We start from the raw sequence: 23,851 nt of genomic DNA, 5'->3' as shown, positions 1-23,851 counted from the left end.
GTTAAACGCATTGTCGTCGGGCAGGTGGTAGAGTGGTTGATTGCTCCGGTCTTGAAAACCGGCGAAGGTGCAAGCCTTCCGGGGGTTCGAATCCCTCCCTGCCCGCCATAAATCTCCAAAATTGTCGCTGAGAGAAAACCGGTTTTGCCGGGGCCTTGTGGCGTGCTCTTTCCCGAGCGGGACGCGTATTCGCTGGGTGATGGGCCCTGTTGAATGACGGCGTCACCATAAAAGCACCATTGTTTGCTTGATCTTGGTATGCAGTGCGCAGGACTAAGATACTAAGCTATTCAAAGAAGGTGATTTTCACACATGCCATTTAACGCTGCTGGGCTTCGCAATATCGTACTCGCTTTGGGCCTGGTGGGCGCCTGTGGCGCCGTGTCGGCGCAAGAGGCGGTGCCGCTGACCGACGAGCTCTTTGACCTCCATTGGGTCGCTATCGAATATGAGGGCAAGATCGAAGGCGTTGATCTGGCGCCAACCACTCTTGTCGTTTCAGATAGAGAATTCGGTCATGTTGGCGGGCAAACAGGGTGTGAAACCGATTGGACTGCGAAAGTTGAGATTGCACTGCCGAAGGTGAGTTTCAGCGAAGTAGAGGGTTTTTATGAGGACAGCTGTCCGGCGTATAAAAACACCATCGCGCTGTTGAATGCGCTGGAGCAGGTTTCATACGCAGAAACCTCGCCTGAAGGGCTCGAACTCAAGGCGGAAGATGGCCGTCGGGTGATGCTGATGGTCGCCGGCGGCTAAGCGTGCGGACATAGTGCGTGAGGGCAGGCTTCGGCCTGCCTTTTTTGTTTCCGGGCCTTGTGTAGCGGGCGCGGTATTGCCGTAAATCATGTATGGCAGAGGGGTGAATCTCTATAGACTGGTCATGAGGAGGGCGCGGCCGAGGGGCTTGCGCGCTGACTATCTATGGGAACGAGAATGACTATTTCTGAGAACCGTCAGTTCAGGCCATTGCCTGTGCCATCCGTCTCGATTGGTGGGTATTGGGGGGATTGGCAGGACGCTGTATGCGACGAGACCGCCAAGACGCTTTTGGATCGCTGTGTCTCGGCTCGGATGCTCGAGCAGATTAACCCGGATGTGCCGAGCCCGGGCGTGGTTCTTCCCATTATGAATTGGGGCGGGACCACCCAGATGTTCTGGGATAGCGACATGGCCAAGTCGATTGAGACCATTGCCTATTCGCTCTATCGCAAGCCCAATGCAGAGCTGGAGCGGCGGGCGGATGAGATCATCGACATGTACGCCAAGCTCCAGGACGCGGACGGGTATCTCAACTCCTTCTTCCAGCGGATTAAGCCGGAGTGGAAGTGGAGCAATCTGCGCGATTTCCATGAGCTTTACTGTGCCGGGCACATGATTGAGGCGGCGGTGGCCTACTATCAGGCGACCGGCAAGCGCAAGTTCATGGATGTCATGAGCCGCATGGCGGATTACTGCGTCGCCAAGTTTGGCTATGGCCCGGGGCAGATGTGCGGCTATTGCGGGCATGAGGAGATCGAGCTGGCGCTGGTGCGGCTGGCGCGTGAAACCGGCACGCAAGCCTATATGGATCTGGCCAAATTCTTCGTGGATGAGCGCGGGCAAGCGCCGAACTTCTTTATGGAAGAAGCGAAGGCGTTTGGGCGCGACCCGAAGGGGTGGCAGAAGAATATTCTGGAGTATTCGCAGTCGCATGTTCCCGTGCGTGAGCAGAGCAAGGTGGTGGGGCACGCCGTTCGGGCGATGTATCTCTATTCGGCCATGGCGGACCTTGCGACCGAGTATAATGACGACAGCCTGACAGCGACGCTGGAAACGCTGTGGGCGGACCTGACGCAAAAGCAGATGTATGTGACCGGCGGTATCGGCCCGGCGCATTCCAATGAAGGTTTTACCGACTACTACGATCTGCCCAATGACACGGCCTATGCGGAGACCTGCGCGTCGGTTGGGCTGGTGTTCTGGGCGTCGCGCATGTTGGGGCGTGGGCCGAAGCGGCTCTATGCGGATACGATGGAACAGGCGCTCTATAACGGGGCGATCACTGGCCTCGCCATGGATGGCAAGACGTTCTTTTATGACAACCCGCTCGAGTCGACCGGCAAGCACCATCGCTGGATTTGGCATCCGTGCCCGTGCTGTCCGCCGAACATTGCGCGGCTAGTGACGTCGCTGGGCTCGTACATCTATCAGGTGGCGGATGATGAAATCGCCGTTCACCTTTATGCGCAGAGCGAAGCGCGGGTGGAGCTGGCCAATGGCGCAAAGTTCACGCTGACGCAGAAGACGGACTATCCGTGGTCGGGCGACATAGCCATTGAGATTGCGCCAGAGCAGAGCGCAACTTTCGCCGTGTCGCTGCGTATCCCTCAGTGGGCGCGGGCCGCAAAGCTCAACGTCAACGGGCAGCCTATTGTGCTGTTTGACTTGGGGGCCGATGGCTATGTGCGCATTGAGCGCGAGTGGGCGAAGGGCGATGTGATCCAGCTGACGTTGCCGCTTGAGCCGCGTGCGGTCCGGGCGCATCCCTATGTGCGCCAAAATGCGGGCAGGGTGGCGATTATGCGTGGGCCGCTGGTCTATTGCATGGAAGGCGCTGACAATGGCGTGGGGCTCAATTCCGTTCTGTTGGGGAATGGCTTGGGCAAGGCGCAGACTGCGGTTATTCCCGATCTGCGCGGGGCCATTGCCATCGATCTGCCGGTGCTCAAGGAGAGTGCTGGCGCTTGGGGGAATGCGCTTTATGCGGAAGCGGAAGCTGCGACCGAGGCGGTCAATGCAAGGCTCGTGCCCTATCATCTATGGGACAATCGCGCGCCGGGCGAAATGTTGGTCTGGATGCGCAACGCCTAAGAAAACTCTTCATCTCACACATCAAGACCGGCAACGAAACTGTTGCCGGTCTTTTGTTTTGGCGTGATGAATTGGCAAAGAAAAACCCCGCCGGAGCGGGGTTTTGGAAGCGGAGTTTTTTGGGTGTGTTAGCCCTTCACGCCAGCCGAGAGCATGATTGCCTGAGTAACGCGGCGCTGGAAGATGAGGTAGACGAGCGCGACGGGTAGGCCGGTGAGAACAGCGGCGGCGAGTTCGCGGGCATAGGCGATGCCGAAGGCGTCGTTCACCTGCGTGATACCAACGGCGACGGTCATCGCTTCTTCGCGGGTTGTCGCGAGGAAGGGCCAGAGGAAGGAGTTCCACGCGCCGATGAAGGTGATGATGGCGAGAGCGGTGGTAACGCCCCAGTTCATCGGCAGGTAGATACGGAACAACATTCGGAATTCATTGGTGTTGTCCATGATCGCGGCTTCGCGGAATTCCTTAGGAACGCCATCGAAGAACTGCTTGTAGATCATCGTCGCCATAGGTGCGATCAGGGAAGGCATGATGATGCCGGCCCAGGTGTTGATGAGCTTCCACTGGGCGGCGAGGATGTAGTGGTTCACGATCAGCGCCTGAATGGGGACCATGAAGCTGGCGATGATGACGAACCAGAGAACCTTGCGGCCGGGGAAATTCAGCTGGCTGATGGCGTAGCCGCAGCAGGCGGACATGACCACGACGATTACGGTCGTGATCAGCGCAACGGCGATGGAGTTGAAATACCACAGGCCGATCTTGGTGTTGAAGATCACGGCGGAATAGGCTTCGAGCGTAAAAGTGCGGGGCCAGAGCGCGAGGCCGGGTTCGACCACCTGATTTTCTGGCTTCACGCTGGTGACGACCGCCCAGTAGAGTGGGAAGGCCCAGATGAGCGCGCAGATGATGGTGACGATCGAGATGATCAGGCCAACTTTGTCGATGGCCTTGATGGTCTTGAGCTTGCGGGCGGAGACCGTGGTGTCGGCCATTGGAGCAGTGGCGGCGGTCATTTTTCACCCCTTGCGCGCAGCGCGACGTATTGCAGGACCGAAACAGTGATGATGATGACGAAGAGGGCGACCGAAATGGTGGCCGCGTAGCCGCCTTCGCTCTTCTGGAAGGCCTGCTGATAAATGTATTGCACCAGAACCATGGAGGGGTCGGCGCGACCGCCTTGGACGAAGAGATAGACCTGATCAAAAATCTTGAGCTGGAGAATGAGCTGAATGGTCAGCACCAGCGCGGTGATCGGCCAAATCAGGGGCCATGTGATGCGGAAGAACTGCTTCAAGCGACCGGCATTGTCGAGGGACGCAGCTTCGTAAATCTCGGGCGAGATGGAGCGCAGGCCGGCCAAGAAGAGCAGAATGTTAAAGCCACAGGTCCACCAGATGGTGACGAGGGCCACGGCTGGCATGAACATCCATGTGGTGCGGAAGACGTTCATGGGCTTGCCGAAAATCAGGCTAAATGGGCCCTGCATGATGCCGAATTGGCTGTCGAAGAGCCAGTTCCACATGAGATAGACCACGGATACGGGCAGGATATAGGGCAGGAAGAAGAGGGCGAGGACCAGCGATTGCTGCCAACCTTTTAGTCGGTTGACGCCGATGGCGATCAAAAGCCCGATGAGCGTATTGGGAATGACGGTGAGAAGGACGAAATATCCGGTATTGACCACGGCTGTGTTGAAGCGCCGATCGCCAAACATTTTGACGTAGTTGTCGAGCCCGATCCACTTTCCTTCGCCGATCAACGGCGCGTCGGTAAAGCTGAGCAGCACCATTTGAATGGTGGGCCAGATGAACAGGACCAGATAGGCGGCAACAAATGGCGCGACGAATAGAAACGCTGCAGTTATCTCGGAACGTCTACTTCTAATCATCCCAAGGCTCCCTGATGGAGCGCGTCGAGGCGCTCTTCTTAGACAATAGGACCGGCCGGGTTGCCCCGGCCGGAGAGAGGTTTGGGATTAGTCGCGCTGATCGTTCAGGTCGTCGCGCATTTCTTCGACGGCTTGCTGGCTGTCCATTTCGCCATTGATGGCTGGGACCATGTAGTTACCGACAGCGTCGTATACTGGGGAGGCAACGCCAGCCAGAACCGACTTCGGATCGAAGACTGCAGTGTCAGCGAGCGAGGAGTAGGTCGCGTTTGGCTGCATGTTCTTGAACTCTTCGCTTTCGCGAACTGGGGTGTAGGCTGGGATGTGGCCAGCGTCTGCCCAAGAGATGGAGTTCTTGTTCATCCAAGCGATGACTTCCATGACGGCCTTGCGCTTTTCGGCGGTCATTTCCTTGCCAACGTTATTCGGGATAACGAAGGAGTGGGAGTCAGCCCAAGTGCCTGGCTTGTCGTAGAAGGTTGGCATCTGAACAGCGCCCCATTCGAACAGCTCGCCCTTGGCGTGCAGGTCGGTCATGGTTGGGACTTCCCAAACGCCGTTGATGTGCATGGCCGCTTCGCCCGAGGTGAAGAGCGCTACAGAGGCAGCATATTCGGTCTGCTCTGGTGCAACGCCGCTGGTGACCCAGCCGCGAACGAGATCGGTGATCTTGACGGCCTTGTCGAGGTTGTCGCCCGAGAGGAATTCGCCGTTAGCGTCGAGGAATTCGCCGCCCTGCTGCGCCAGCAGACCGAGGAAGATACGCCACTGGCTGTCGTTTGCTGCCGAGTGGATGGCGACGCCATACTGGGAGCCTGCATCCTTAAGTTTCTGGAGCGCTGCGGTGAAGTTTTCAGCGCCATCGAGGCCGGTTGGCAGGCCATCGTCGCCGAGGAGGCCAGCTTCAGCCAGCTTGTCCTTATTGTAGTAGAGAACGATGGAGTGGATATCGAATGGGACAGCGTATTGCTTGCCATCAGCCTGACCGGCTTCCCAGTTGGACGGTGCGTAGTCTTCGGCCGAGAGGCCAACACCAGCGAGATCTTCTGGGGTGATTTCAGCCAAGGTGTTGGTCGAAAGCCCAAGTGGAATGCGCGAGATGTGGTAGGTCATCACATCTGGGCCTTCGCCAATCGCGGCAGAGGTCTGCGCCTTGGAATAGAATGGGACGCCCCACTCGAGAGTGGTTGGCTGGATTTCGATGGTGTCGGCGTGCTCAGCGTTGAACTTTTCGATCAGCGCCTTCATGCGAACGCCGTCGCCGCCGCTGAGGAAGTCCCACCAAACAACGGTTTCTTTAGCGTATGCGCCGAACGACAGCATGGCTGCTGTGGTCGAGAGCAGGGCAATCTTGATGAATTTCTTCACGGTTATTCCTCCCTTGGGGCAAAGCCCCGTCGCCTTTCCTCAGGCATCCGAACCGCTGGCGAAACGATCCGTGCCTAACTTCAGAACGCTCCTCGCGATCCTGAATTCTCCTCATAGGGGCGCTTTGCCCCTATCTGTTCTTGGCCGCCTTAAGCGGCGGGGTGGTAAGCTTTGCCTGTTTCGTCGAACAGGATGGCGGTGGCGCCATTGAAGTTGAGCTGAACAGTGTCACCCGCGTTCACGCTGCTGAGACCTGCGTCTTCGGCAACAACAATGGTGCCATCGCTTAGGCGGGTGTAGACCAGTGTGCGTTCCCCCAAGCGCTCGACGACATCGACCGAGCCTGTGACGCCTTCGCCATTATGGCTGACGCGAACGGCCTCGGCGCGGATGCCCAGCGTTAGCCCCGATGCAGCAAGGCCCGCGCTTGGAATGGCGGTGGTGATGGTGTCGCCCGAGCCGATTTTGACCAGCGCCATACCATTGGTTTCGATGGCGCTGGTGACCGGCAGGAAGTTCATGCCTGGAGAGCCAACGAAGCTGGCGACAAAGCGGGTTGCGGGACGCGTGTAGATCTCCATCGGCGTGCCGATTTGCTCGATCTTCTTGTTGTTCATGACGACGATGCGCGAGGCCAAGGTCATGGCTTCGGTCTGGTCGTGGGTCACGAAAATCATCGTGGCCTTGATGCGGTTGTGCAGCTGGGCCAGCTCGAGACGGGTGCGCACGCGCAGGCCGGCATCGAGGTTGGACAGGGGTTCGTCGAGCAGGAAGGCCTTTGGATTGCGGACAATGGCCCGGCCAATGGCGACGCGCTGGCGTTGACCGCCAGAGAGCTGCGCGGGCTTGCGATCCAAGAGCTGGGTGATTTCCAGCATGCGAGCGGCATCATCAACGAGGCGGTCGATTTCTGCCTTTGGGGTGCCGATGTTTTGCAGACCGAAGGACATGTTGTCCCGCACGGTCATGTGCGGATAGAGCGCGTAGTTCTGGAAAACCATGGCAACGCCGCGCTGGTTTGGCGGCTTCTGATCGACGCGTTCATTGCCGATATAGATCTCGCCGCCGTTGACCTCTTCAAGTCCGGCGATCATGCGCAGTAGGGTCGACTTTCCGCAGCCGGACGGGCCGAGAAAGACGATGAACTCGCCTGAGTGGATGTGCATCGACACGTGGTCAAGAACGCTCACCACACCATAGGACTTGCTGACGTCCTTGAGAACGATATCGGCCATATTTCCTCCCGCGCCAGAACTGCGTTCCGGCCTATTTTTGTAGAGCGGCAAATCTCCTCATTCGCCGCTCTATTTATCATACTATTCAGTCTCGAAACGTCTGTCGCGTCAATCCCTAAGTCGTGATTTGAGCGCGATTTTCTCACTACCCAAGCGGTTTGCCTTAGAGGTCTTGTGTGAGCCCGGCGGTTGCCGAGATCAGACGGTCGAGAAGGGCTGCTGCAACTGGGTCTGCCCCGGGCGCTTCACGGGTCAGACGGAAGGTCGTGGCGACGACGCCACCCCGGCCAATCTGCTTTTTGCCGATGATGACGGCGGGCTTGTGAACCCATCCGCAGACGATGCCAGACTGGACATTGTTGCCGAATTCCCAAGGCTTGAAGCCGGTCAGAAGGCTGAGCGGGACCACGCCGGAGAAGCTGAGATCAAAGATCGGGCCGCCCGGAATGTCGGCGAAGACACCATCGCGGCGGAGCCAAGAGAAGCCAGCGATCCAATCGCCGCGCCAGATGGTGCCGTCACGCTCAACCAGATTGATGTTGGGCAGATGGTGGTCATAGGCGGGCTTGAACTGCTTGCCATCGGCGACGATGGAGCGGTGGGGCAGCTCGCCATCGGGCATGTCGGTGCGCAGATTGTGGTTGGTCTTGACCGAGCCGTCGGCCAGGATCAGGTATTTCGCGCCGGCCTTCATGGCGTCGACGTCTTCGCCATTGACGGCGTGGACGAGCACGATATCGGCCTTTTTCTTGTCGACAACCTCATAGCCTAGGCCGCGGGCATAATCACCCAGAGCCGCGTCATTGACTGCGATGGTTGGGCGATCGGCGGTTTTGCGCTCGGCATAGAGCGCGATGGTGCAGGTGTTGGTGGCCAGAACTGAGCCGCCAGCTTCCAGCGAGAAGGAGAGGGTCAGCTCCTTATTGGTCGAAACCTTCGGCATGGTCAGCACGGTGTTGCCAAGGTCGGCAACAGAGACCGGGCCGGTGGCAGGGACGGCGATCGAGCCAGAGATGTCGCCGCTCCAGTGGAGGACTGCGCCCGTAGGGATCGAGAGACCGCCTGTGGCGACACGCAGTTCAAGTGCGAGCTGCTGGCCGGAATAGGCTGAGTAGCGTTCTGGGCGCGGAACGATGACGATGTCGGCGTTGATGGTTCCGAACACATCATGGAAGACGCGCGGGTTGCGCTCGATATCCAAGAGGCCGTTGGCTTCCCAGTGAACGTCGGTCAGCTCGGTGATGACATAGCCCTGGATCGAAGAATAGCGGCGCATTTCTTCGATTTCGTAGCGCAAGTTCATGAACTGGTACCACTGCACCTTGTCGATGAACTGATCGAAATCACCAAAGGTGCGGTAAAGGTCGAGGGCGGCAAAGCGCTGCTCAATGCCGTGTGGCAGGCCAACACCATCGCCCCAGAGCGAGCCGGTTTCAAACCATGTTGGTTCCTTGCCGTTTTCGCCGCGCAGGAGTTTTGGATTGGGGAGGCCCCAAACACCAAACTCGGAAACGATCAGCGGTTCGTCGCCACGGCGTTCGGCGTCGCCGAGTGGCGAATAGGTCCAATCGGCACCGGCTGCGAACTGGGCGGTGAGATCATCCCATTCCTGACGGCGCTCTGGAACGGAGCGGTAGTAGTGGAAATCGTTGAGGTCGGTTTTGACGTGCCAGTTCGGGAAGCAGGCCGAATTGTCGACGACGAGACGGGTTGGGTCTTCGGCCTTGAGCCAATCATAGCTGTCTTTGAGCCACTGACGGTGTTCGGCGTTTTCGACCAGACGCGTGCCCCAATCCTCGTTGATGAGGGTCCAAGCGATAATGGAGGGGTGATTGCGGTCGCGCTGGAGAATGCCTTCCATGGTTTCGCGCATGCGGCGCGCGGAATCCGTGGTGAAGATCGCAACGTTGGGGACTTCGGTCCAGACGAGGAGGCCGAAGCGGTCGGCGACATCATAATAGCGCGGATCTGGGATTTTGATGTGGCAGCGGAGGGTATTGAGGCCAAGCTCAATGGCTTTTTGCGCTTGGTCTTCGAGGAATTCCAACGAAGGGGCGGTGTAGATGCCTTCAGGGTAATAGTCCTGATCGAGCGCGCCGCGCATGTAAACGGGCTTGCCGTTCAGGAGGATAGAGCCGTTTTCTGTGGTGACGGTGCGGAAGCCGAAAGTCTCGGTGACTTCGTCCTCGCCGTTCCCCAAGGTGACGGTGAGCGTATAGAGATTGGGCTGGAAGACATCCCAGAGCTTGGCATTAGCCACAGCCAGGGCGACATCAACCGCCTCGGAGGCTGCGGCGGCGCTTTCGGCGACGGCTTTGCCTGCATCATCGCGCACGACAATCTTGGCCTCAAGGCCAGACGCGGCAGGGGTGAAGCCAAGGTTGGCGACGAGGGTGCCGTGCATATTGGCGGTGATGGTGAGGCTGGTCAGGCGCTTCTTGTTGCGCGCTTCCAGCGACACAGACTGCCAAAGGCCGCCCATGCGCCCATACCAGCTCATCTTGCCGTGCGGCACTTCGCTGAAGGGGTATTCGGGGAAGGCATGCTGATCGGCAGAAGGCGTGGTGACGCGCACTTCAACTTCGTTTTCCGCGCGGAGGAGGGCCGGATCAATGGCGCATTCAAAGGGGAGATAGGCCCCTTCATGATCGCCGATCTTGGTGCCGTTGAGGAGAACTTCGCAGGCATAGGCAACAGCGGCAAAGCGCAGAGCGAGGTCCTTGCCAGCGAAATTGGCTGGGACAGTGAAGCTGCGCTTATAAACGGCGTGGCCGAAACTATCGAAGAGATCATCGAACTCAGCCTGCCAAGGCTGGGGGACGTGCGCCTCGCGCCAATCCCCATCTTCAAAGCGGAACTGCCAGACACCATCGAGCGACACAGTCTGTCGCGTCGCGTTGTGGTGGTCGGCGTCAACAGCGCGGCCCAAGTTCATAATCCCTCCGTAGGCAATATTAGTTATATTTTTATCAGCATAGGATCGAATCCAACTTACATACAAGAGCGAAGTGTGCTGGATAGGAAAACAGTTTCAGCGCGCATGGGAGCAGGGCGCTCGCCAAAGGATTGAATGAGTATGGATAAGCGCGCGACCATGCAGGATGTGGCTGAAAAGGCAGGCGTTTCGCAGGCGACAGTGTCGCTCGTGCTCAATGGGGTTGGCAATGCGCGCGTGTCCGCAGCAACGCGGCGGCGTGTGCAAGATGCCGCCGATGAACTGGGATATCGTCGGGGGCCGCAGCATCCGGTGCCCGCGGGACGCGCCAAGGTGATTGGGCTGTTTGTCGATGAAGTGACGACGACGCCAATGCTTGGACCGTTTCTCGAAGGCGCGATGGAAGAAGGGGCGTTACAGGACGTCGCTGTGGCCGTGTTTTTTACCGGGGGCGATCCGCTGCTGGAGAAGACGGCCATCGACATGCTGGTGGCGCAGAATGCGATTGGCGCGGTGTATACGACGCTGATTACGCGCGAGGTCGTGGTGCCCGAGCATTTCGCGCAGCTGCCGCTGGTTCTGCTCAATTGCTACGAGGGCGAGCTGCGTTTCCCCTCCGTGGTGCCGGGCGACGTGGTTGGCGGCTATGTTGCGACGGAAGCGCTGATCAAGGCGGGGCATCGGCGGATCGCGCATTTGGCCGGTGAGGACATTATCGCGGCGTCAACCGATCGTTATCAGGGGTTCCGGATGGCGATGGAGAAATATGGCGTTGCCATTGAGGAAAGCCTCGTAACGCAGGGTGGCTGGAACGTGCGCGAGGGGCGGGAGCGGGCGATGGCGCTGCTGTCGCGGTCAGATCGACCCACGGCCATATTCTGTTTCTGCGATCGTATGGCGGTCGGGTGTTATGACGCGGCCCGTATCCTGGGGCTTTCGATCCCAGAGGATATTTCCATCATTGGGTTTGATGACGAAGACATTGCCGCAAACCTGTTGCCACCCCTCACGACGCTGGTGCTGCCGCACAATGAAATGGCGCGCTGGGCGGTGGGGCAATTGCTCGAGAGTTTTGAGGGCGTAGACGACGACGAGCGGCTGCAAAAGCTCAAGATCGAGTGTGAGCTTGTTGAGCGGCAATCGGTGGGTGCGCCAAAGCTCTAAGGGCGTGGTGGGGCAACGGAAGCGCGGATAATGAGCGGGCATTCGACCTTGGTCATGCCGGAGGCACGCGCTTCAGTGCCACTCAGGATTTGTTCGGCAGCCCACTGACCCATCGCGCGATGGGGGAGCACCGAAGTTGTGAGCTGCGGGTGTAAATGGCGCGCGATTTCTTCGTCGTCATAGCCGACCACCGACATATCCTGCGGAATGCTGAGGCCTGCCTCTTTGAGTGCCTGATAACAGCCGACGGCCATACGATCATTTTGACAGAAGACCGCGGTGGGTCGGTCGGGGAGGGCAAGGATTTTGCGGGTGGCCTCATAGCCAGCGCTGGTCGACCAATCGCCCTCAAAAACCAGATCTTGCTCGAAGGGGATGTCGGCCGTGGCAAGGGCGCGGCGGTAGCCTTTTAGGCGGTCCTGCGCGGCTTCCATCCAGATTTCGCCGGTGATGGTGGCGATACGGCGGTGGCCTTGGGTGATCAAGTGATGGGTGGAGCGCTGACCGCCCGCGATTTCACTGGGAACGGCAGACGGCGTCGCCTGATTGGCGGTGTAGCAATTGAGAAGGTAGACCGCCACTGGCGCATTGCGCAGGGCGGCGGTCGGCGTCACTTCGCGCGTGAAGATGGTCAGGTAGACGAGGGCCGAAATGCCCTGCTGGAGAAAATCGTCGATGAGCCGAGCTTCGACGTCGCTGTCGCCACGGCTTTGACCAACATAGACGAGGCCGCCGCGCTCTTGGATAGCGGCGCTGAGCCCATCAATGGCCTGAACGGCTTCGGGGCTGGTGGCGATCTGATCGACAATAATACCGATGCGGTTGGGCATTTCGGCGGGTATTGGTGCGGTAGCCGCTTCGGGAATGGCATAGCCAAGTGCGGAAGCGGTTTCGAATACGCGCTGGCGCGTTTCGGCGGAGAGCTTCATGCCTGCTGTATTGTTCAGCACAAAGGACACGGTGGCCTGCGAGCAGCCTGCCGCTCGCGCAATATCTGTCATGGTGACCCGACGACCGGTGCTGGACAGTTTTTTGTGCCCCTTCGGTGGCGGCGCTTGTGGATCGACAGGTTTCACAACACTACCGGAAATGAGAACGGCTGGCTCTTTTGTAGACGGCGTGCAGGGTTATGCAAGAGATGACAGAAGCGCGCCCGAACCAGAGCCCGGGCGCGCATATGGGGTGATTAGCCGAGGCGGACGCGCACCATCTGATAAGAGTATGGCGGCAGGCTGACCGAGAGATTGCCATTGGCAAGCTTGGCGCCTTCGCCCTTACGGGGGGCGACTTCGTTCTGCTTGGCGCTGGTGTTGATCGCCTTAAGGTTCGGATGTGTCATGACCTGATGGTCGATGACTTCAACCCCATTGAAGCCCTGGAGGCTAACCGAGGTATCGACGGTTTCGCTCGGATTGCGGTTGACGAGGAAGAAGGTCAGAACGCCTTCGTCTTCGTTGTGCACGCCCGATACGTCGACAAACTTGGTTTCAGCCGAGTGTGGGGTTTCGTAGGTCGGCGAAGTGGTGACGAGCTGAAGCGCGGTGCCGCGACCGTAAACCGAGGCGAAGTAGTAGGGATAATAGATGGTCTGCGCCCAAGCGGGGCCGCCCTTTTCGGTCATGATCGGGGCAATGACGTTCACCAGCTGCGCGATGCAGGCGATTTTGACGACATCGGAACGGCGAATGAAGGTGTTGAGGATGAGGCCCACCATCAGCACGTCTTCAAAATTGTACATGTCCTCCAACAGGCCCGGCGCGTGCGGCCAACCGCCATTGCCGTCGAGGATCTCGCGATCCTTCTTGTTGGAGTGGTACCAAACGTTCCATTCGTCAAAGGAGATGGTGACATCTTTCTTCGAGCGCTTCTTGGACTTCACCTGACGAATGGTCGCCGCGACGGTCTCGATATAGGTGTCGAGCTTTTCCGCGAGGCCAAGGAAGTTCGGCGTGTTGTCATCGCGGTTGGCGAAATACATATGCAGGCTGATGTGATCGACATGCTCATAGGTATGTTCGAGCACAATGCGTTCCCAATCGGGATAGCTCGGCATATCAGCATTGGACGAACCGCAGACGATCAGCTCAAGGTTCTTGTCGAACATGCGCATGGCGCGGGCCGTATTGGCAGCGAGTTTGCCATATTCATCGGCATCCTTGTGGCCGACCTGCCAAGGGCCGTCCATTTCATTGCCGAGGCACCAGAGCTTTACGTTCCACGGCTCTTTGCGGCCGTTCTTGATGCGCAGGTCGCTCCAATAAGAGCCGCCCGGATGGTTGACGTATTCTAGGAAGTTGCGGGCTTCATCGACGCCGCGCGAACCCAGGTTCACCGCGAGCATCATTTCGGTGTTTACCGTGGCGCACCAATCGGCGAATTCGTGAATGCCGACAGCATTGCTCTCAGAAGTATGCCAAGCAAGGTCGAGGCGGGTAGGGCGGTTTTCGCGCGGGCCAATGCCGTCTTCCCAGTTATAGGCAGAGACGAAATTGCCACCGGGGTAGCGAACGAAGGGGACGTCGAGCTTTTTGACCAGATCGGCCACGTCGCCGCGCATGCCATCTTTGTCAGCGGTTGGATGATCGGGCTCGTAAATGCCTTCGTAGATCGCGCGGCCCAGATGCTCCAAAAATGCGCCATAGACACGATCGTCAATTTTGGAGATCGTGTAATCCTTATTCGCCACAACACTGGCCTTCACCGCTTCCTCCCAAAGATACCGGTTATCTGATTTGTATCAGCTAATCCGGTTGTACTTCTTGTATGGTTGGCGAGCAAGTTGATTTGTATGATTTATCGGCGCGCGCCGATCTTCGGGCGGTTCAGCGGTCGATGCTAGGCATCGCGACAGGCACTTAGGTATTTTTGCCGATTTTTATGGTGCGTGATCCTTCAAATCAGCGCGGTGGTTCCCTATATTCCCACTCAACTATATTTAATCTGGATCAAACCTATGTTCGCTTCCCGGAGCTTCCGGTTCGCTAGTGTCTTCGCCGTATTGGTTATGGCGTTCTCCATGGTAGCCGTTGGCGAAGCTGAGGCCCGTAAGGGTGGCAGTTTTGGTAGCCGTGGTGGCCGTACCTTCCAACAGCCTGCTGTAACGCAGACCGCGCCAAATGCTGCGGCTCCCGTTCAGCGCTCGATGACCCCGAACCAGCAGGCGAATAACCCTGCCGCTGGCGCGGCCCAGAGCGCAGCGCGTCCGGGCGGCTTTATGAGCGGTTTCGGTGGCTCGCTTATGCGCGGTCTTATGCTCGGTGGCCTGATCGGCCTCCTGATGGGCGGCGGTCTCGGCGGCATGGGTGGCATCATGGCCATGATCGTGCAGATTGCCGTTATCGGTGGCGTGATCTGGCTGGCTATGCGTATTTTCGGTCGTCGTCGTCAGCCACAGGCTGCCGCGGCAAACGGCTATGCAGCGCCACAGTATGAGGCTCCACAGCCAGAAGCGCAGCAGCACACCACTGCACGTCAGGGCGAAAACCGTCTCGAAGGCCTTTTGGGCAACTTCGGTCGCGGTGGTTCGGCAAAGGCTCCGGCTAATCCGAACGAGCTCGGCATTGGCATGGAAGACCTCGAAATCTTCGAAAGCATGCTGACACGCGTTCAGGCAGCGTTCTCGAACGAAAACTATGCCGCTCTGCGCGCGCTCACGACCCCAGAAATCATGGGATATCTCTCGGAAGAACTCGCGACCAACGCCACCAATGGCGTGAAGAACGAAGTGACCGATGTGACCCTGCTTCAGGGCGACATGGCCGAAAGCTGGCGCGAAGGCCAGACCGAATACGCAACCGTTGCGATGCGCTATTCGGCTATCGACTTCGTGCGTGAGCGTTCGAGCGGTCGCGTTGTCGAAGGCGACGAGAACGAGCCAAGCGAAAGCACCGAACTCTGGACCTTCGTTCGTCCAGTCGGTGGTACCTGGCAGTTGTCGGCTATTCAGGAAGCGTAATCGCTTTTCACTGATGATCGATTTGGAGCGGCGCGACACAATCGCGCCGCTTTTTTATTGGCCGTCCGGCCCGAATATCGTGGCGTGAGAAGCAGTTCTGCTGCGTTTTGAATTCGGCGCAGAACATGCTTAGATTTGCGCATGTTTCTGTCAGTTTTTGACGTTTTCAAAATTGGTGTTGGCCCCTCAAGCTCCCATACGATGGGACCGATGTCGGCGGCGGGACGGTTCCTTGCAGAACTCAAGCGTCTCGATCGTCCGCGAGCGGTCGGTGCGCGTCCGGCTTCGATAGTGGCGACGATGCATGGCTCTCTGGCGTTTACTGGCGTCGGACACGGCACCGGGCGCGCGGTTATTCTGGGCCTTTGTGGTCAGTTGCCAGCGAGTGTCGACCCGGACCAGATGGACGCCATGATTGCCGAGGTTGAGGCGACTGGCGAAGTGCGGCCCGAGGGGCATCCGGCGTATCGCTTTAGGCCTGCGGTCGATCTGATTTTTGATATGAAAACGCCCTTGCCCGGGCATCCCAATGGCATGGAGTTTGTGGCGCGCGATCAGGGCGGGCAGGTGGTATATCGGCAGCGCTATTTCTCTGTCGGGGGCGGCTTTGTGCTGAGCGCCGATGAGCTGGTTGCCGGGCCAAGCGCCGACCCCCGGCTGGTTGATGTGCCGTTTCCGTTCGAAAATGCGCAGACCATGCTGTCTATGGCGGAGCAATCGGGCTTGTCCATTGCGCAGATGAAGCGGGCGAATGAAGAGCGGCAGATGAGCCGGTTGGAATTGGACCGAGGGCTCGACGCGATCTGGGCGGCGATGAACGGCTGTATTCTGCGCGGGATGGAGCAGGACGGGACCTTGCCTGGGGGATTGAAAGTCCATCGGCGGGCGAAAAAGCTCCATGAGCAGTTGCAGGCGTCGCAGCGCGAGAACATGCCCTCACCAACGGCGGCCAATGATTGGCTCTGCCTCTATGCGATGGCTGTGAATGAAGAGAATGCGGCCGGTGGGCGCGTGGTGACGGCCCCGACCAATGGCGCGGCGGGCGTGGTTCCGGCCGTGTTGAAGTATACCGAGCAGTTCCTGCCCGGCATAGGGCGGAGCCAAATCCATGACTTCCTTCTTACCGCTGCCGCTGTTGGCGGGCTGATCAAGCACAATGCTTCGATTTCCGGCGCGGAGGTCGGGTGCCAAGGTGAGGTGGGTTCGGCCTCTGCTATGGCGGCGGCGGCGATATGCGCCGTAATGGGCGGCACGCCCCGACAGGTTGAGAATGCGGCCGAGATCGCGCTCGAACACCACCTCGGCATGACCTGCGACCCGGTCAAAGGTCTGGTGCAGATTCCGTGCATTGAGCGCAATGCGTTTGGCGCGGTGAAGGCGATTACGGCCGCGTCGCTGGCGTTGCGGGGGGACGGCGAGCACGTTGTGTCCCTCGATGCTTGCGTTGAAACCATGCGGCAGACGGGCTTGGATATGAGCGAACGCTACAAGGAAACGAGCCTTGCGGGGCTGGCGGCGAATGTGACTGTCTGCTGAGCTGGGGCGCATATGCGTCAGCACGGCAGGGGGCTTGATCGCCCCTTTAGGGCACAAGGCTGGACAGATGCGCTGACTGTAGGCAAAAGGGGCGGAATTGACTTTGGAGTGGTCTTGATGAGCCGCAAGGAATTTGACGCTTCGCGTATGCGCCGCATGAAGCGCATTGCTGCCCGCTATGGTTTGACCATTATGACGGCTGAAAAGATGAAGATTTTGGGCGGTCACGGCGGCCACCAGATCCGCGAAGACGAAAGCTACAAGATCATCTTTGGCGACGTGCCGAAGCCATTTTCGGCGACGTTCGACGAAGTTGAAGCCTATATCGAAAATCTGGAAGCGGGCGAAGAATAAGACGGCTGGCTAAGTTGGGCAAGACTCTCTCTGCCCAAGGCGAGGCGAAAGTGCAGTTTCACGGCGCGGCGGAATCGACCACACTGGAACGGTAGGCTCACCGACAGGAGGCGCGTTCCATGTTTTCTTTGATCAACGCCGATGCCGAAGACGACGATGCCGAAATCACCGATCCCCAAGAAATCGCTGAGCTTTTCGCAGCTATTGTGGAAGTAGCGGTTGAGACGATTGGGACGGAACAAACCAAGCTTTTGTTCGAGGCGGTGATTGAACAGGAGGGGCGTGACCCAAACTGACAGTGAAACCAGCGTCTCATACAGAATTTTCAGCTTAGACTGACAAAATTGGAGGGCGCGGGACATGCACTCTCGCGTTCTCTTTTGACGACATGGAGCTGTCCATGATTGGCACCTCTGCCGCAGATGTGCAGCGGGCTCGTATTGTGCCTCTCGGCGACGCCGCCGCGCTGGTTCGCTTTGCGGATCGGCTAGACGATCAGGCGAACCGCGCAGCACTGGCTTTGGCCGATGCACTTGAACAAAGCCCGATTACCGGTGTGCTCGAAATCGCCCCCAGTCTCGTATCGGTACTGGTCCGATATGACAGCGATGTCATTGATTTGGTGCGCCTCTCTGGCGAGATCGGGCTTCGGCTGAGCAGTGGTGCCGCGCCGAGCGCCGCAAAGACCCACAATATTGCTGTGCGTTTTGGCGGGGAGGATGGCCCCGACCTCTTGGACGTCGCCGCGCAATTGGGGCTGACACCGGACGAATTTATAGCGCAACATAACGCGCAGCCTCTGCGTGTTCTGACGACTGGTTTTGCGCCGGGGTTTGTCTATTGCGGCTTTCATAGCCAAGAAATGACAGTGCCGCGCCGCGCCAGCGTACGGGCACGGGTTCCGGTGGGCAGTGTTTTGTTTGCTGCGGGGCAGACGGCCATTACGGCTACTGAAGTACCTACGGGTTGGCATGTGATCGGGCGCACAGAGTTTTGTAATTTCAACGTTTTTTCCAATCCGCCCACTGTGCTGAGTGCGGGCGATAGCTTGGTGTTTTCGGCCCTATGAGCGCGCGGATACAATTGCTGCGCTGCGGGCCGCTGACGACCATTCAGGACGCTGGGCGGTTCAATGGCCTGCGCCACGGCGTAAGTGCTTCGGGGCCGATGGATGCCGGAGCCTTTGCACGGGCCGGGAATTTGGCGGGCACATCTGGGACGGCAGGGATCGAATTCACCACCGGGGGCATAGCGCTGAGAATTGTCGAGGGCTCAGTGAGCATCGGCTGGAGTGGGGGCGATTTTCGCGCGGCCGTCGATGGCGTGCCTGTGCCGTGGTCTTCGGCTGCGGATTTGCAGCCCGGGAGCGTTTTGGAGATCGCGGCGGGGGCTTGGGGCAATTTTGGCTATCTGCGCTTTTCTGGCGAGATTGATGTGCCCAAGCTTATGGGCAGTCGCGCGACCAGCATGCGGGCGCGTATCGGTGGGCTCGACGGGCGGGCTTTGAGACAAGAGGATGAGGTGACCATTGTTGGCGCCGGGCTGGAGCGGCAGACGGTCGATGCAGTCGACCAAGATCTGTCGCCGGTTCGGTTCATTTGGGGCGTTCACGCTGAGCAATTTACGAAGGACGTGCGGCAGCGCTTTGTAAATTCATCGTTTTTCGTCACCGCGGCGATGGATAGGATGGGGTTTCGTCTCAAAGACACGGGCAATGTTTTTGAGGGGAAGAGTTCACTGTCGCTGGTGTCTGAGCCGGTTCTGCCCGGTGATGTGCAGATCCTTGGCGATGGCACGCCGATTGTGTTGATGCGAGATCATCAGCCGACTGGAGGCTACCCTCGTATCGCGACAGTCATTCGCGCCGATCTTGATCGTTTGGCACAAATGCGACCCGGTACCGAGCTTGCGTTCACGTCCGTAACAGTTGAGCATGCGCAGGCCTTGTGGCGGAGCCGACAAAAATGACCAGTATTGACCTCAATGCCGACCTCGGTGAGGGCATGGGCACAGACGATGACCTGCTCGAAATTGTGTCGAGCGCGTCCATTGCCTGTGGTGGTCATGCGGGAGATGCGGGCACCATCCGGCGTGTGCTCAAGATTTGTAAGCTTCGCGGCGTGCGTGCGGGCGCTCATCCCGGTTACGCCGATCCGGTGCGGTTCGGTCGCTTTCGCTTGGTTATGCCGCTGGATCAATTGCTCTCGCAAATTCGCGAGCAGATGTTTCTGGTTCGGCATATTGCCGATGAGGTCGACTATCCACTGTCCTATGTCAAACTACACGGCGCTTTGGCGAACCAAACGGCGGAAGAGCTGACCTTTGCGATCGGCGTGTTCGCCAGCATTCAGGCCATGGATAAGAAAATGGCGGTGCTGGCGCTCGACAATAGCGAGCAGGTGCGGGCGGCCATGGCCGTGGGACTGCCGCTCATTCGGGAAGCCTATGCCGATCGGGCTTATACGGCCGAGGGACTGTTGGTGCCGCGCAGCCAAGACGGTGCGGTTATTCATGATGTCGATGACGTCATCGCCCGCTGTTTACGGTTGGCGCAAGCGGGCGAGATTGTCGCCATCGATGGCAGCGTTCTGAAGTCCAAGGCGCGTTCCATTTGCCTACACGGAGACACCCCCGGAGCCGTTGATCTGGCACGGGAGGTTCGTGACGCGCTGGAGGGTGAGGGGATTACGATTGCGGCTTCGGAACCGGAAGTGGAATTACCCTGGGACCACGGGTTGGGAGAGGGTGATATCGGCATTATGCCTTTGAACCCGAAAGACCCAGGGTAGCTCGCTTCTCTCTGGACGCTAAGGCCGAGAGAGAAAGATCAGATCGCCAGATATTCGTGGCGGAGTTCGGTGTTATCGAGGACTTCCTTGGCGGTGCCGGCGAAGGCCACTTCACCCGTGTCGAGAATGACGGCGCGGTCGGCCAGCTTGAGCGCAGCAACGGCGTTTTGTTCGACGATAATGGTGGTGATGCCCAAGGGCTTGATCGAATGCAGAATGCGCTCAATTTCGTGGACGATCACTGGGGCCAAGCCTTCGTAGGGCTCATCAAGGAGCAGCAGCTTGAGATTGCGGGCGAGGGCGCGGGCTATGGCCAGCATTTGCTGCTCGCCACCGGAAAGCGTGACGCCTTCCTGCATGCGACGCTCAGCAAGGCGCGGAAAACTCTCGTAGATCTGTTCAAGGCTCCAGCCGTTGCCTGGCGCGACCTTAGCCAGCTTGATGTTTTCCTCGACGGTGAGGCCCTGGATGATGCGGCGATCTTCCTGCACCAGCTGAATGCCCGCGCGCGCCGCCTCAAAGTTCTTCATGGCATGGACGGGTTCACCGTCGAGCCAGATTTCCCCTTGGCGCATGTGCGGATTGGCGGTGCGGGCGATGGTGCGCAGTGTTGAAGATTTGCCAGCGCCGTTGCGTCCGAGCAGGGCGAGGATTTCGCCCTTGCGGATGTCGAGGCTAACGCCCTGCACGATGTAGCTTTCACCGTAATAGGCGTGGATATCACGCACGGAGAAAAACGGGCGGGACGTTTCCATGGCCGCGGCGTGTGAGGTTGTTGTGTCCATTTGCATTGCAACCGCGCTCATCAGTGGGTTCCTCCGAGATAGGCTTCTTGCACCTTGGGATTGCCGCGCACTTCGTCAGGGGTGCCATCGGCGATGATACGCCCCTGCGCGAGCACGGAGATCTTGTCGGCTAGCGAGAACACCACATGCATGTCGTGCTCGATGATCACCTTGGTCATGCCACGGCTTTTGATCTTCTTGAGGAGCTCGATGGTGGTGTTGGTATCGTGGCGGCTCATGCCAGCGGTCGGCTCATCGAGCAGCAGCAGGCGTGGGTGCTGGATAAGGCACATGGCCAATTCCATACGACGCTTGTCGCCACGGCTGAGACTGCCCGCCTGCATGTGCTGGCGATTGAGCATGCCCACATCCTCCAGCATGTGCTCGGCCTCTTGGCGAATGATGGTTTCGCTATCGAGTGAACGCAGCATGTTGAGGGTGAACTGGCCATCGCGCTTGGCGAAGGCCGGGATCATGACGTTATGCAGAACGCTCAAATCGGCGAAGATTTCGGGCGTCTGAAACACGCGGGCGATGCCGAGCTGATTGATCTCATAGGGCTTTCTGCCGGTGAGATTGGCACCATCGAAGACCACTTGGCCGGATGTTGGCGCGAGCTTGCCGATGATGACATTGAGCAGGGTGGATTTACCGGCCCCATTGGGGCCGATAATCGCGTGGGTTTTGCCTTCCTCAACCACAAGGTCGATGTCGGCCAGAGCGTGCAGGCCACCGAAGCGCTTATGGACGTCGGCAACGTGGAGAACGATATTTGGAGTGCTCATTATACGTTCTCCTATTCAGCAGCTTGTGGTGCGGCGCGGCGCTGACCGCCACGGCGTTTCGTGATGGCATTGTTGACGCGGCGAGCGCCTTCCATGATGCCACCGGGCAGGAAGATCACGATGATCACGAAGACAAGGCCCAAGGTGAGGTGCCAACCGTCGCCAACGAACTTGCTGGTGATGGTGACAACCACATCGGCCACACCATCGGGCAAGAAGCTCCAGAAGGCTTTGAGAACGTTGTCGTTGAGTGCCGACAAGATGTTTTCAAAATACTTGATCACCCAAGCGCCGATGACTGGGCCAACGAGCGTGCCAACACCACCAAGGATGGTCATGAGCACGATTTCGCCCGATGCGGTCCACTGCATGCGTTCAGCGCCTGCCAGTGGGTCGGTTACGGCAAGCAGTGCACCGGCGAGACCGGCATACATGCCCGAGATGACGAAAGCCGATAGCGCATAGGGGCGGGTGTTGAAGCCGGTGAACTGCATACGCGTCTGGTTGGACTTGATCGATTTCAGCATCATGCCAAATGGCGAGCCAGCAATGCGCTGGGCGATGAAGAAGGCGACGATCAGGAAGACGGCGCAGAAGTAGAAGCCGCCGAGGCCGCCCATTTGGGAGCCCAGGAATGTCGGGACCGGCTGGCCGACATAGGTATGGCCAACCAATGCGTCGACGACACGGGTGTCGCCAAGGGTGAGCTGCAGCCCGGTTTCACCATTGGTGATCGGGGTCAGAACCGAATAGGCGAGGTTGTAGCTCATCTGCGCAAAAGCGAGGGTCAGGATCGAGAAATAGATCCCCGAACGACGGAGGCAGAGGAAGCCGATGACCAGAGCAAACAGACCCGAGACGATGATGGCAAAGATAATCGCCGGGATCACGTCGAGGGTGAGCAATTTGAAAGACCAGACGGCGGTGTAGGAGCCCACACCAAAGAAGGCGGCGTGGCCAAAGCTGAGGTAGCCGGTAAGGCCGAAGAGAATGTTGAAGCCAACGGCCATGATGCCGAAGATCATGAAGCGCTGCATCAAATCCGGATAGGAAGCGCCAAAGGGCGCCAGCCAGATCGGCATGAGTAGGACGACGGCGGTAAAGCCGAGGAAGAGGGTGAGGTCCTGACGGGACATGGATAGGTTCATCTTAGCTCTCCATGACGCCGCGGCGGCCCATCAGACCACGTGGACGCACGAGTAGAATAACAACGGCAATCAGATAGATGATGATCTGGTCGATGCCAGGGATGACGGCCTTCACCTGGTTCATGGACGCGAAGGACTGGAGGATGCCGAGCATAAAGCCAGCGGCAACCGCGCCAGGCAGAGACCCCATGCCACCCACCACTACGACCACAAAGGAGAGGACGAGGAAGTCCATGCCGATGTGATAGTTGGGCGGCAGCAGCGGCGTATACATGACGCCTGCCAGGCCTGCGACGACGGCGGCGAGGCCGAACATGATGGTGAAGCGACGGTCGATGTTGATGCCCAGAAGGCCCACGGTTTCGCGATCAGCCATGCCAGCACGAACGACCATGCCGAAGGTGGTGAACTGGAGGAAGGCGAACACGCCACCGATGATTACTGCGGCGAAGAGGAAGTAGACCAAACGCCAGATGGGGTAGGTGATGATATTGGCCTGCATGCCAAGCCAAGCGCCGATATCGGCGGCACCACGCAGCTCAATGGGCATGGGCTGTGGCATTGGGTTGGGGCCGAAGATCGACTTGATCACTTCCTGCGCCACAATGGCGAGGCCGAAGGTGACAAGGATCTGTTCGGCATGAGGACGCTTGTAAAAATGCTTGATGATGCCGCGTTCCAGCGCGATGCCAATGACCAGCATGATCGGGATGGCAACGATGATGGAAACCGGCACGGAATAGTTCACCAGCACGGCACCGAAATCGCCAAGCCAGGCCTGTACCAGCGGCTCACGGATTTCCAGCGGCGCACCCCAGGGGGAGAGTTTTTCTGGATCAAGCGTGACTGTTTCCAGGGTGAGGAACATGCGCACGGTGACGGCGATGAATGCGCCGAGCATGAACAGGGCGCCGTGGGCGAAATTGACCACGCCGAGGGTGCCGAACACCAGGGTGAGCCCAAGGGCGATCAGCGCGTATGCCGCGCCCTTATCAAGCCCATTGAGAAATTGCAGAAAGATAACTTCGAACATGAGGAGCGTCCTACGCTTTGACC

Annotated in this window: 21 protein-coding genes and 1 tRNA gene; 11 read left to right on the top strand and 11 right to left on the bottom strand. The window is 58.7% G+C overall.

The genetic code is table 11. The features are described from left to right. Positions 1–18: 18 nt before the first annotated feature. The 3 genes from JHC09_RS08940 (at position 19) to JHC09_RS08930 (ending at position 2,850) form a co-directional block, all read left to right on the top strand. Positions 19–108, top strand: a tRNA-Ser gene (locus tag JHC09_RS08940). A gap of 204 nt (positions 109–312) precedes the next feature. After that, positions 313–756 (top strand): hypothetical protein, encoded by a 444-nt coding sequence (locus tag JHC09_RS08935; protein ID WP_199531655.1) that lies wholly within the window; start codon positions 313–315, stop codon positions 754–756. Between the two features lie 177 nt (positions 757–933). Then, on the top strand, positions 934–2,850 hold the full coding sequence (locus JHC09_RS08930) for a beta-L-arabinofuranosidase domain-containing protein (protein ID WP_199531654.1): 1,917 nt from the start codon (positions 934–936) through the stop codon (positions 2,848–2,850). Positions 2,851–2,978: 128 nt separating this feature from the next. Here the strand turns inward: JHC09_RS08930 and JHC09_RS08925 are convergent, their stop codons facing one another. From JHC09_RS08925 to JHC09_RS08905, 5 genes are all read right to left on the bottom strand, one after another. After that, positions 2,979–3,845 (bottom strand): carbohydrate ABC transporter permease, encoded by an 867-nt coding sequence (locus JHC09_RS08925; protein WP_199531676.1) that lies wholly within the window; start codon positions 3,843–3,845, stop codon positions 2,979–2,981. A 17-nt stretch (positions 3,846–3,862) separates the two neighbouring features. Beyond that, positions 3,863–4,741, bottom strand: coding sequence for a sugar ABC transporter permease (locus tag JHC09_RS08920; protein ID WP_199531653.1), 879 nt, complete (start codon positions 4,739–4,741; stop codon positions 3,863–3,865). Between the two features lie 87 nt (positions 4,742–4,828). Continuing rightward, on the bottom strand, positions 4,829–6,109 hold the full coding sequence (locus JHC09_RS08915; protein WP_199531652.1) for an extracellular solute-binding protein: 1,281 nt from the start codon (positions 6,107–6,109) through the stop codon (positions 4,829–4,831). 149 nt (positions 6,110–6,258) lie between these two features. Then, complete coding sequence (gene ugpC / locus JHC09_RS08910) at positions 6,259–7,344, bottom strand: sn-glycerol-3-phosphate ABC transporter ATP-binding protein UgpC (protein WP_199531651.1); 1,086 nt, start codon at positions 7,342–7,344, stop codon at positions 6,259–6,261. A gap of 163 nt (positions 7,345–7,507) precedes the next feature. Next, positions 7,508–10,279 carry a glycoside hydrolase family 2 TIM barrel-domain containing protein gene (locus JHC09_RS08905; RefSeq protein ID WP_199531650.1) on the bottom strand — a complete coding sequence of 924 codons (2,772 nt, stop codon included), beginning with the start codon at positions 10,277–10,279 and terminating at the stop codon, positions 7,508–7,510. Between the two features lie 141 nt (positions 10,280–10,420). On the opposite strand from JHC09_RS08905, the gene JHC09_RS08900 reads away from it, so the two are divergent. Further along, positions 10,421–11,443: a LacI family DNA-binding transcriptional regulator gene (locus JHC09_RS08900; RefSeq protein WP_199531649.1), complete on the top strand. Its 1,023-nt coding sequence runs from the start codon at positions 10,421–10,423 to the stop codon at positions 11,441–11,443. Here the strand turns inward: JHC09_RS08900 and JHC09_RS08895 are convergent. Both JHC09_RS08895 and JHC09_RS08890 read right to left on the bottom strand, forming a co-directional pair. After that, on the bottom strand, positions 11,440–12,444 hold the full coding sequence (locus JHC09_RS08895) for a LacI family DNA-binding transcriptional regulator (RefSeq protein WP_199531648.1): 1,005 nt from the start codon (positions 12,442–12,444) through the stop codon (positions 11,440–11,442). The genes JHC09_RS08900 and JHC09_RS08895 overlap by 4 nt on opposite strands. 185 nt (positions 12,445–12,629) lie before the next feature. Beyond that, a complete protein-coding gene (locus JHC09_RS08890; RefSeq protein WP_199531647.1) occupies positions 12,630–14,144 on the bottom strand; it encodes an alpha-N-arabinofuranosidase in 1,515 nt (504 codons plus the stop codon). A gap of 252 nt (positions 14,145–14,396) precedes the next feature. Here JHC09_RS08890 and JHC09_RS08885 point away from each other — a divergent pair, with 252 nt between their 5' ends. From JHC09_RS08885 to pxpA, 7 genes are all read left to right on the top strand, one after another. Beyond that, positions 14,397–15,398: a Tim44 domain-containing protein gene (locus JHC09_RS08885; protein WP_199531646.1), complete on the top strand. Its 1,002-nt coding sequence runs from the start codon at positions 14,397–14,399 to the stop codon at positions 15,396–15,398. 141 nt (positions 15,399–15,539) lie between these two features. Beyond that, a complete protein-coding gene (locus tag JHC09_RS08880) occupies positions 15,540–16,934 on the top strand; it encodes an L-serine ammonia-lyase (RefSeq protein ID WP_199531645.1) in 1,395 nt (464 codons plus the stop codon). A gap of 117 nt (positions 16,935–17,051) precedes the next feature. Then, entirely contained in the window at positions 17,052–17,288 is a 237-nt protein-coding gene (locus JHC09_RS08875) for a hypothetical protein (protein WP_169196341.1), read from the top strand. Between the two features lie 119 nt (positions 17,289–17,407). After that, complete coding sequence (locus JHC09_RS08870; protein WP_199531644.1) at positions 17,408–17,584, top strand: hypothetical protein; 177 nt, start codon at positions 17,408–17,410, stop codon at positions 17,582–17,584. Positions 17,585–17,688: 104 nt separating this feature from the next. Further along, entirely contained in the window at positions 17,689–18,357 is a 669-nt protein-coding gene (locus JHC09_RS08865) for an allophanate hydrolase subunit 1 (RefSeq protein WP_199531643.1), read from the top strand. Then, positions 18,354–19,256 carry a biotin-dependent carboxyltransferase family protein gene (locus JHC09_RS08860; RefSeq protein ID WP_199531642.1) on the top strand — a complete coding sequence of 301 codons (903 nt, stop codon included), beginning with the start codon at positions 18,354–18,356 and terminating at the stop codon, positions 19,254–19,256. The genes JHC09_RS08865 and JHC09_RS08860 overlap by 4 nt, the downstream gene beginning before the upstream one ends. After that, complete coding sequence (pxpA, locus tag JHC09_RS08855) at positions 19,253–20,077, top strand: 5-oxoprolinase subunit PxpA (RefSeq protein WP_199531641.1); 825 nt, start codon at positions 19,253–19,255, stop codon at positions 20,075–20,077. Before JHC09_RS08860 ends, pxpA begins: the two co-directional genes overlap by 4 nt. Positions 20,078–20,115: 38 nt before the next feature. On the opposite strand, the gene JHC09_RS08850 is transcribed toward pxpA, so the two are convergent. The 4 genes from JHC09_RS08850 to JHC09_RS08835 are packed head-to-tail and all read right to left on the bottom strand — an operon-like array spanning position 20,116 to position 23,828. Further along, on the bottom strand, positions 20,116–20,832 hold the full coding sequence (locus JHC09_RS08850; RefSeq protein ID WP_248306078.1) for an ABC transporter ATP-binding protein: 717 nt from the start codon (positions 20,830–20,832) through the stop codon (positions 20,116–20,118). A gap of 50 nt (positions 20,833–20,882) precedes the next feature. Further along, positions 20,883–21,647 (bottom strand): ABC transporter ATP-binding protein, encoded by a 765-nt coding sequence (locus JHC09_RS08845; protein WP_210338126.1) that lies wholly within the window; start codon positions 21,645–21,647, stop codon positions 20,883–20,885. Positions 21,648–21,658: 11 nt separating this feature from the next. Then, positions 21,659–22,795 carry a branched-chain amino acid ABC transporter permease gene (locus JHC09_RS08840; RefSeq protein ID WP_199531640.1) on the bottom strand — a complete coding sequence of 379 codons (1,137 nt, stop codon included), beginning with the start codon at positions 22,793–22,795 and terminating at the stop codon, positions 21,659–21,661. Between the two features lies 1 nt (position 22,796). Then, positions 22,797–23,828 carry a branched-chain amino acid ABC transporter permease gene (locus JHC09_RS08835; protein WP_199531639.1) on the bottom strand — a complete coding sequence of 344 codons (1,032 nt, stop codon included), beginning with the start codon at positions 23,826–23,828 and terminating at the stop codon, positions 22,797–22,799. Positions 23,829–23,851: the final 23 nt, after the last annotated feature.

The organism is Devosia sp. MC532, from assembly GCF_016461625.1.
Lineage (GTDB): Bacteria > Pseudomonadota > Alphaproteobacteria > Rhizobiales > Devosiaceae > Devosia.
This window is presented reverse-complemented; position numbering and strand designations above follow the sequence as displayed.

Excerpts from the sequence above, each read along its gene's own strand:
- JHC09_RS08935 (WP_199531655.1), top strand. The coding sequence starts at position 313 with ATGCCATTTAACGCTGCTGGGCTTCGCAATATCGTACTCGCTTTGGGC.
- JHC09_RS08930 (WP_199531654.1), top strand. The coding sequence starts at position 934 with ATGACTATTTCTGAGAACCGTCAGTTCAGGCCATTGCCTGTGCCATCC.
- JHC09_RS08925 (WP_199531676.1), bottom strand. The coding sequence starts at position 3,845 with ATGGCCGACACCACGGTCTCCGCCCGCAAGCTCAAGACCATCAAGGCC.
- JHC09_RS08920 (WP_199531653.1), bottom strand. The coding sequence starts at position 4,741 with ATGATTAGAAGTAGACGTTCCGAGATAACTGCAGCGTTTCTATTCGTC.
- ugpC (WP_199531651.1), bottom strand. The coding sequence starts at position 7,344 with ATGGCCGATATCGTTCTCAAGGACGTCAGCAAGTCCTATGGTGTGGTG.
- JHC09_RS08905 (WP_199531650.1), bottom strand. The coding sequence starts at position 10,279 with ATGAACTTGGGCCGCGCTGTTGACGCCGACCACCACAACGCGACGCGA.
- JHC09_RS08900 (WP_199531649.1), top strand. The coding sequence starts at position 10,421 with ATGGATAAGCGCGCGACCATGCAGGATGTGGCTGAAAAGGCAGGCGTT.
- JHC09_RS08895 (WP_199531648.1), bottom strand. The coding sequence starts at position 12,444 with ATGACAGATATTGCGCGAGCGGCAGGCTGCTCGCAGGCCACCGTGTCC.
- JHC09_RS08885 (WP_199531646.1), top strand. The coding sequence starts at position 14,397 with ATGTTCGCTTCCCGGAGCTTCCGGTTCGCTAGTGTCTTCGCCGTATTG.
- JHC09_RS08880 (WP_199531645.1), top strand. The coding sequence starts at position 15,540 with ATGTTTCTGTCAGTTTTTGACGTTTTCAAAATTGGTGTTGGCCCCTCA.
- JHC09_RS08875 (WP_169196341.1), top strand. The coding sequence starts at position 17,052 with ATGAGCCGCAAGGAATTTGACGCTTCGCGTATGCGCCGCATGAAGCGC.
- JHC09_RS08870 (WP_199531644.1), top strand. The coding sequence starts at position 17,408 with ATGTTTTCTTTGATCAACGCCGATGCCGAAGACGACGATGCCGAAATC.
- JHC09_RS08865 (WP_199531643.1), top strand. The coding sequence starts at position 17,689 with ATGATTGGCACCTCTGCCGCAGATGTGCAGCGGGCTCGTATTGTGCCT.
- JHC09_RS08860 (WP_199531642.1), top strand. The coding sequence starts at position 18,354 with ATGAGCGCGCGGATACAATTGCTGCGCTGCGGGCCGCTGACGACCATT.
- pxpA (WP_199531641.1), top strand. The coding sequence starts at position 19,253 with ATGACCAGTATTGACCTCAATGCCGACCTCGGTGAGGGCATGGGCACA.
- JHC09_RS08850 (WP_248306078.1), bottom strand. The coding sequence starts at position 20,832 with ATGGAAACGTCCCGCCCGTTTTTCTCCGTGCGTGATATCCACGCCTAT.
- JHC09_RS08845 (WP_210338126.1), bottom strand. The coding sequence starts at position 21,647 with ATGAGCACTCCAAATATCGTTCTCCACGTTGCCGACGTCCATAAGCGC.
- JHC09_RS08840 (WP_199531640.1), bottom strand. The coding sequence starts at position 22,795 with ATGAACCTATCCATGTCCCGTCAGGACCTCACCCTCTTCCTCGGCTTT.
- JHC09_RS08835 (WP_199531639.1), bottom strand. The coding sequence starts at position 23,828 with ATGTTCGAAGTTATCTTTCTGCAATTTCTCAATGGGCTTGATAAGGGC.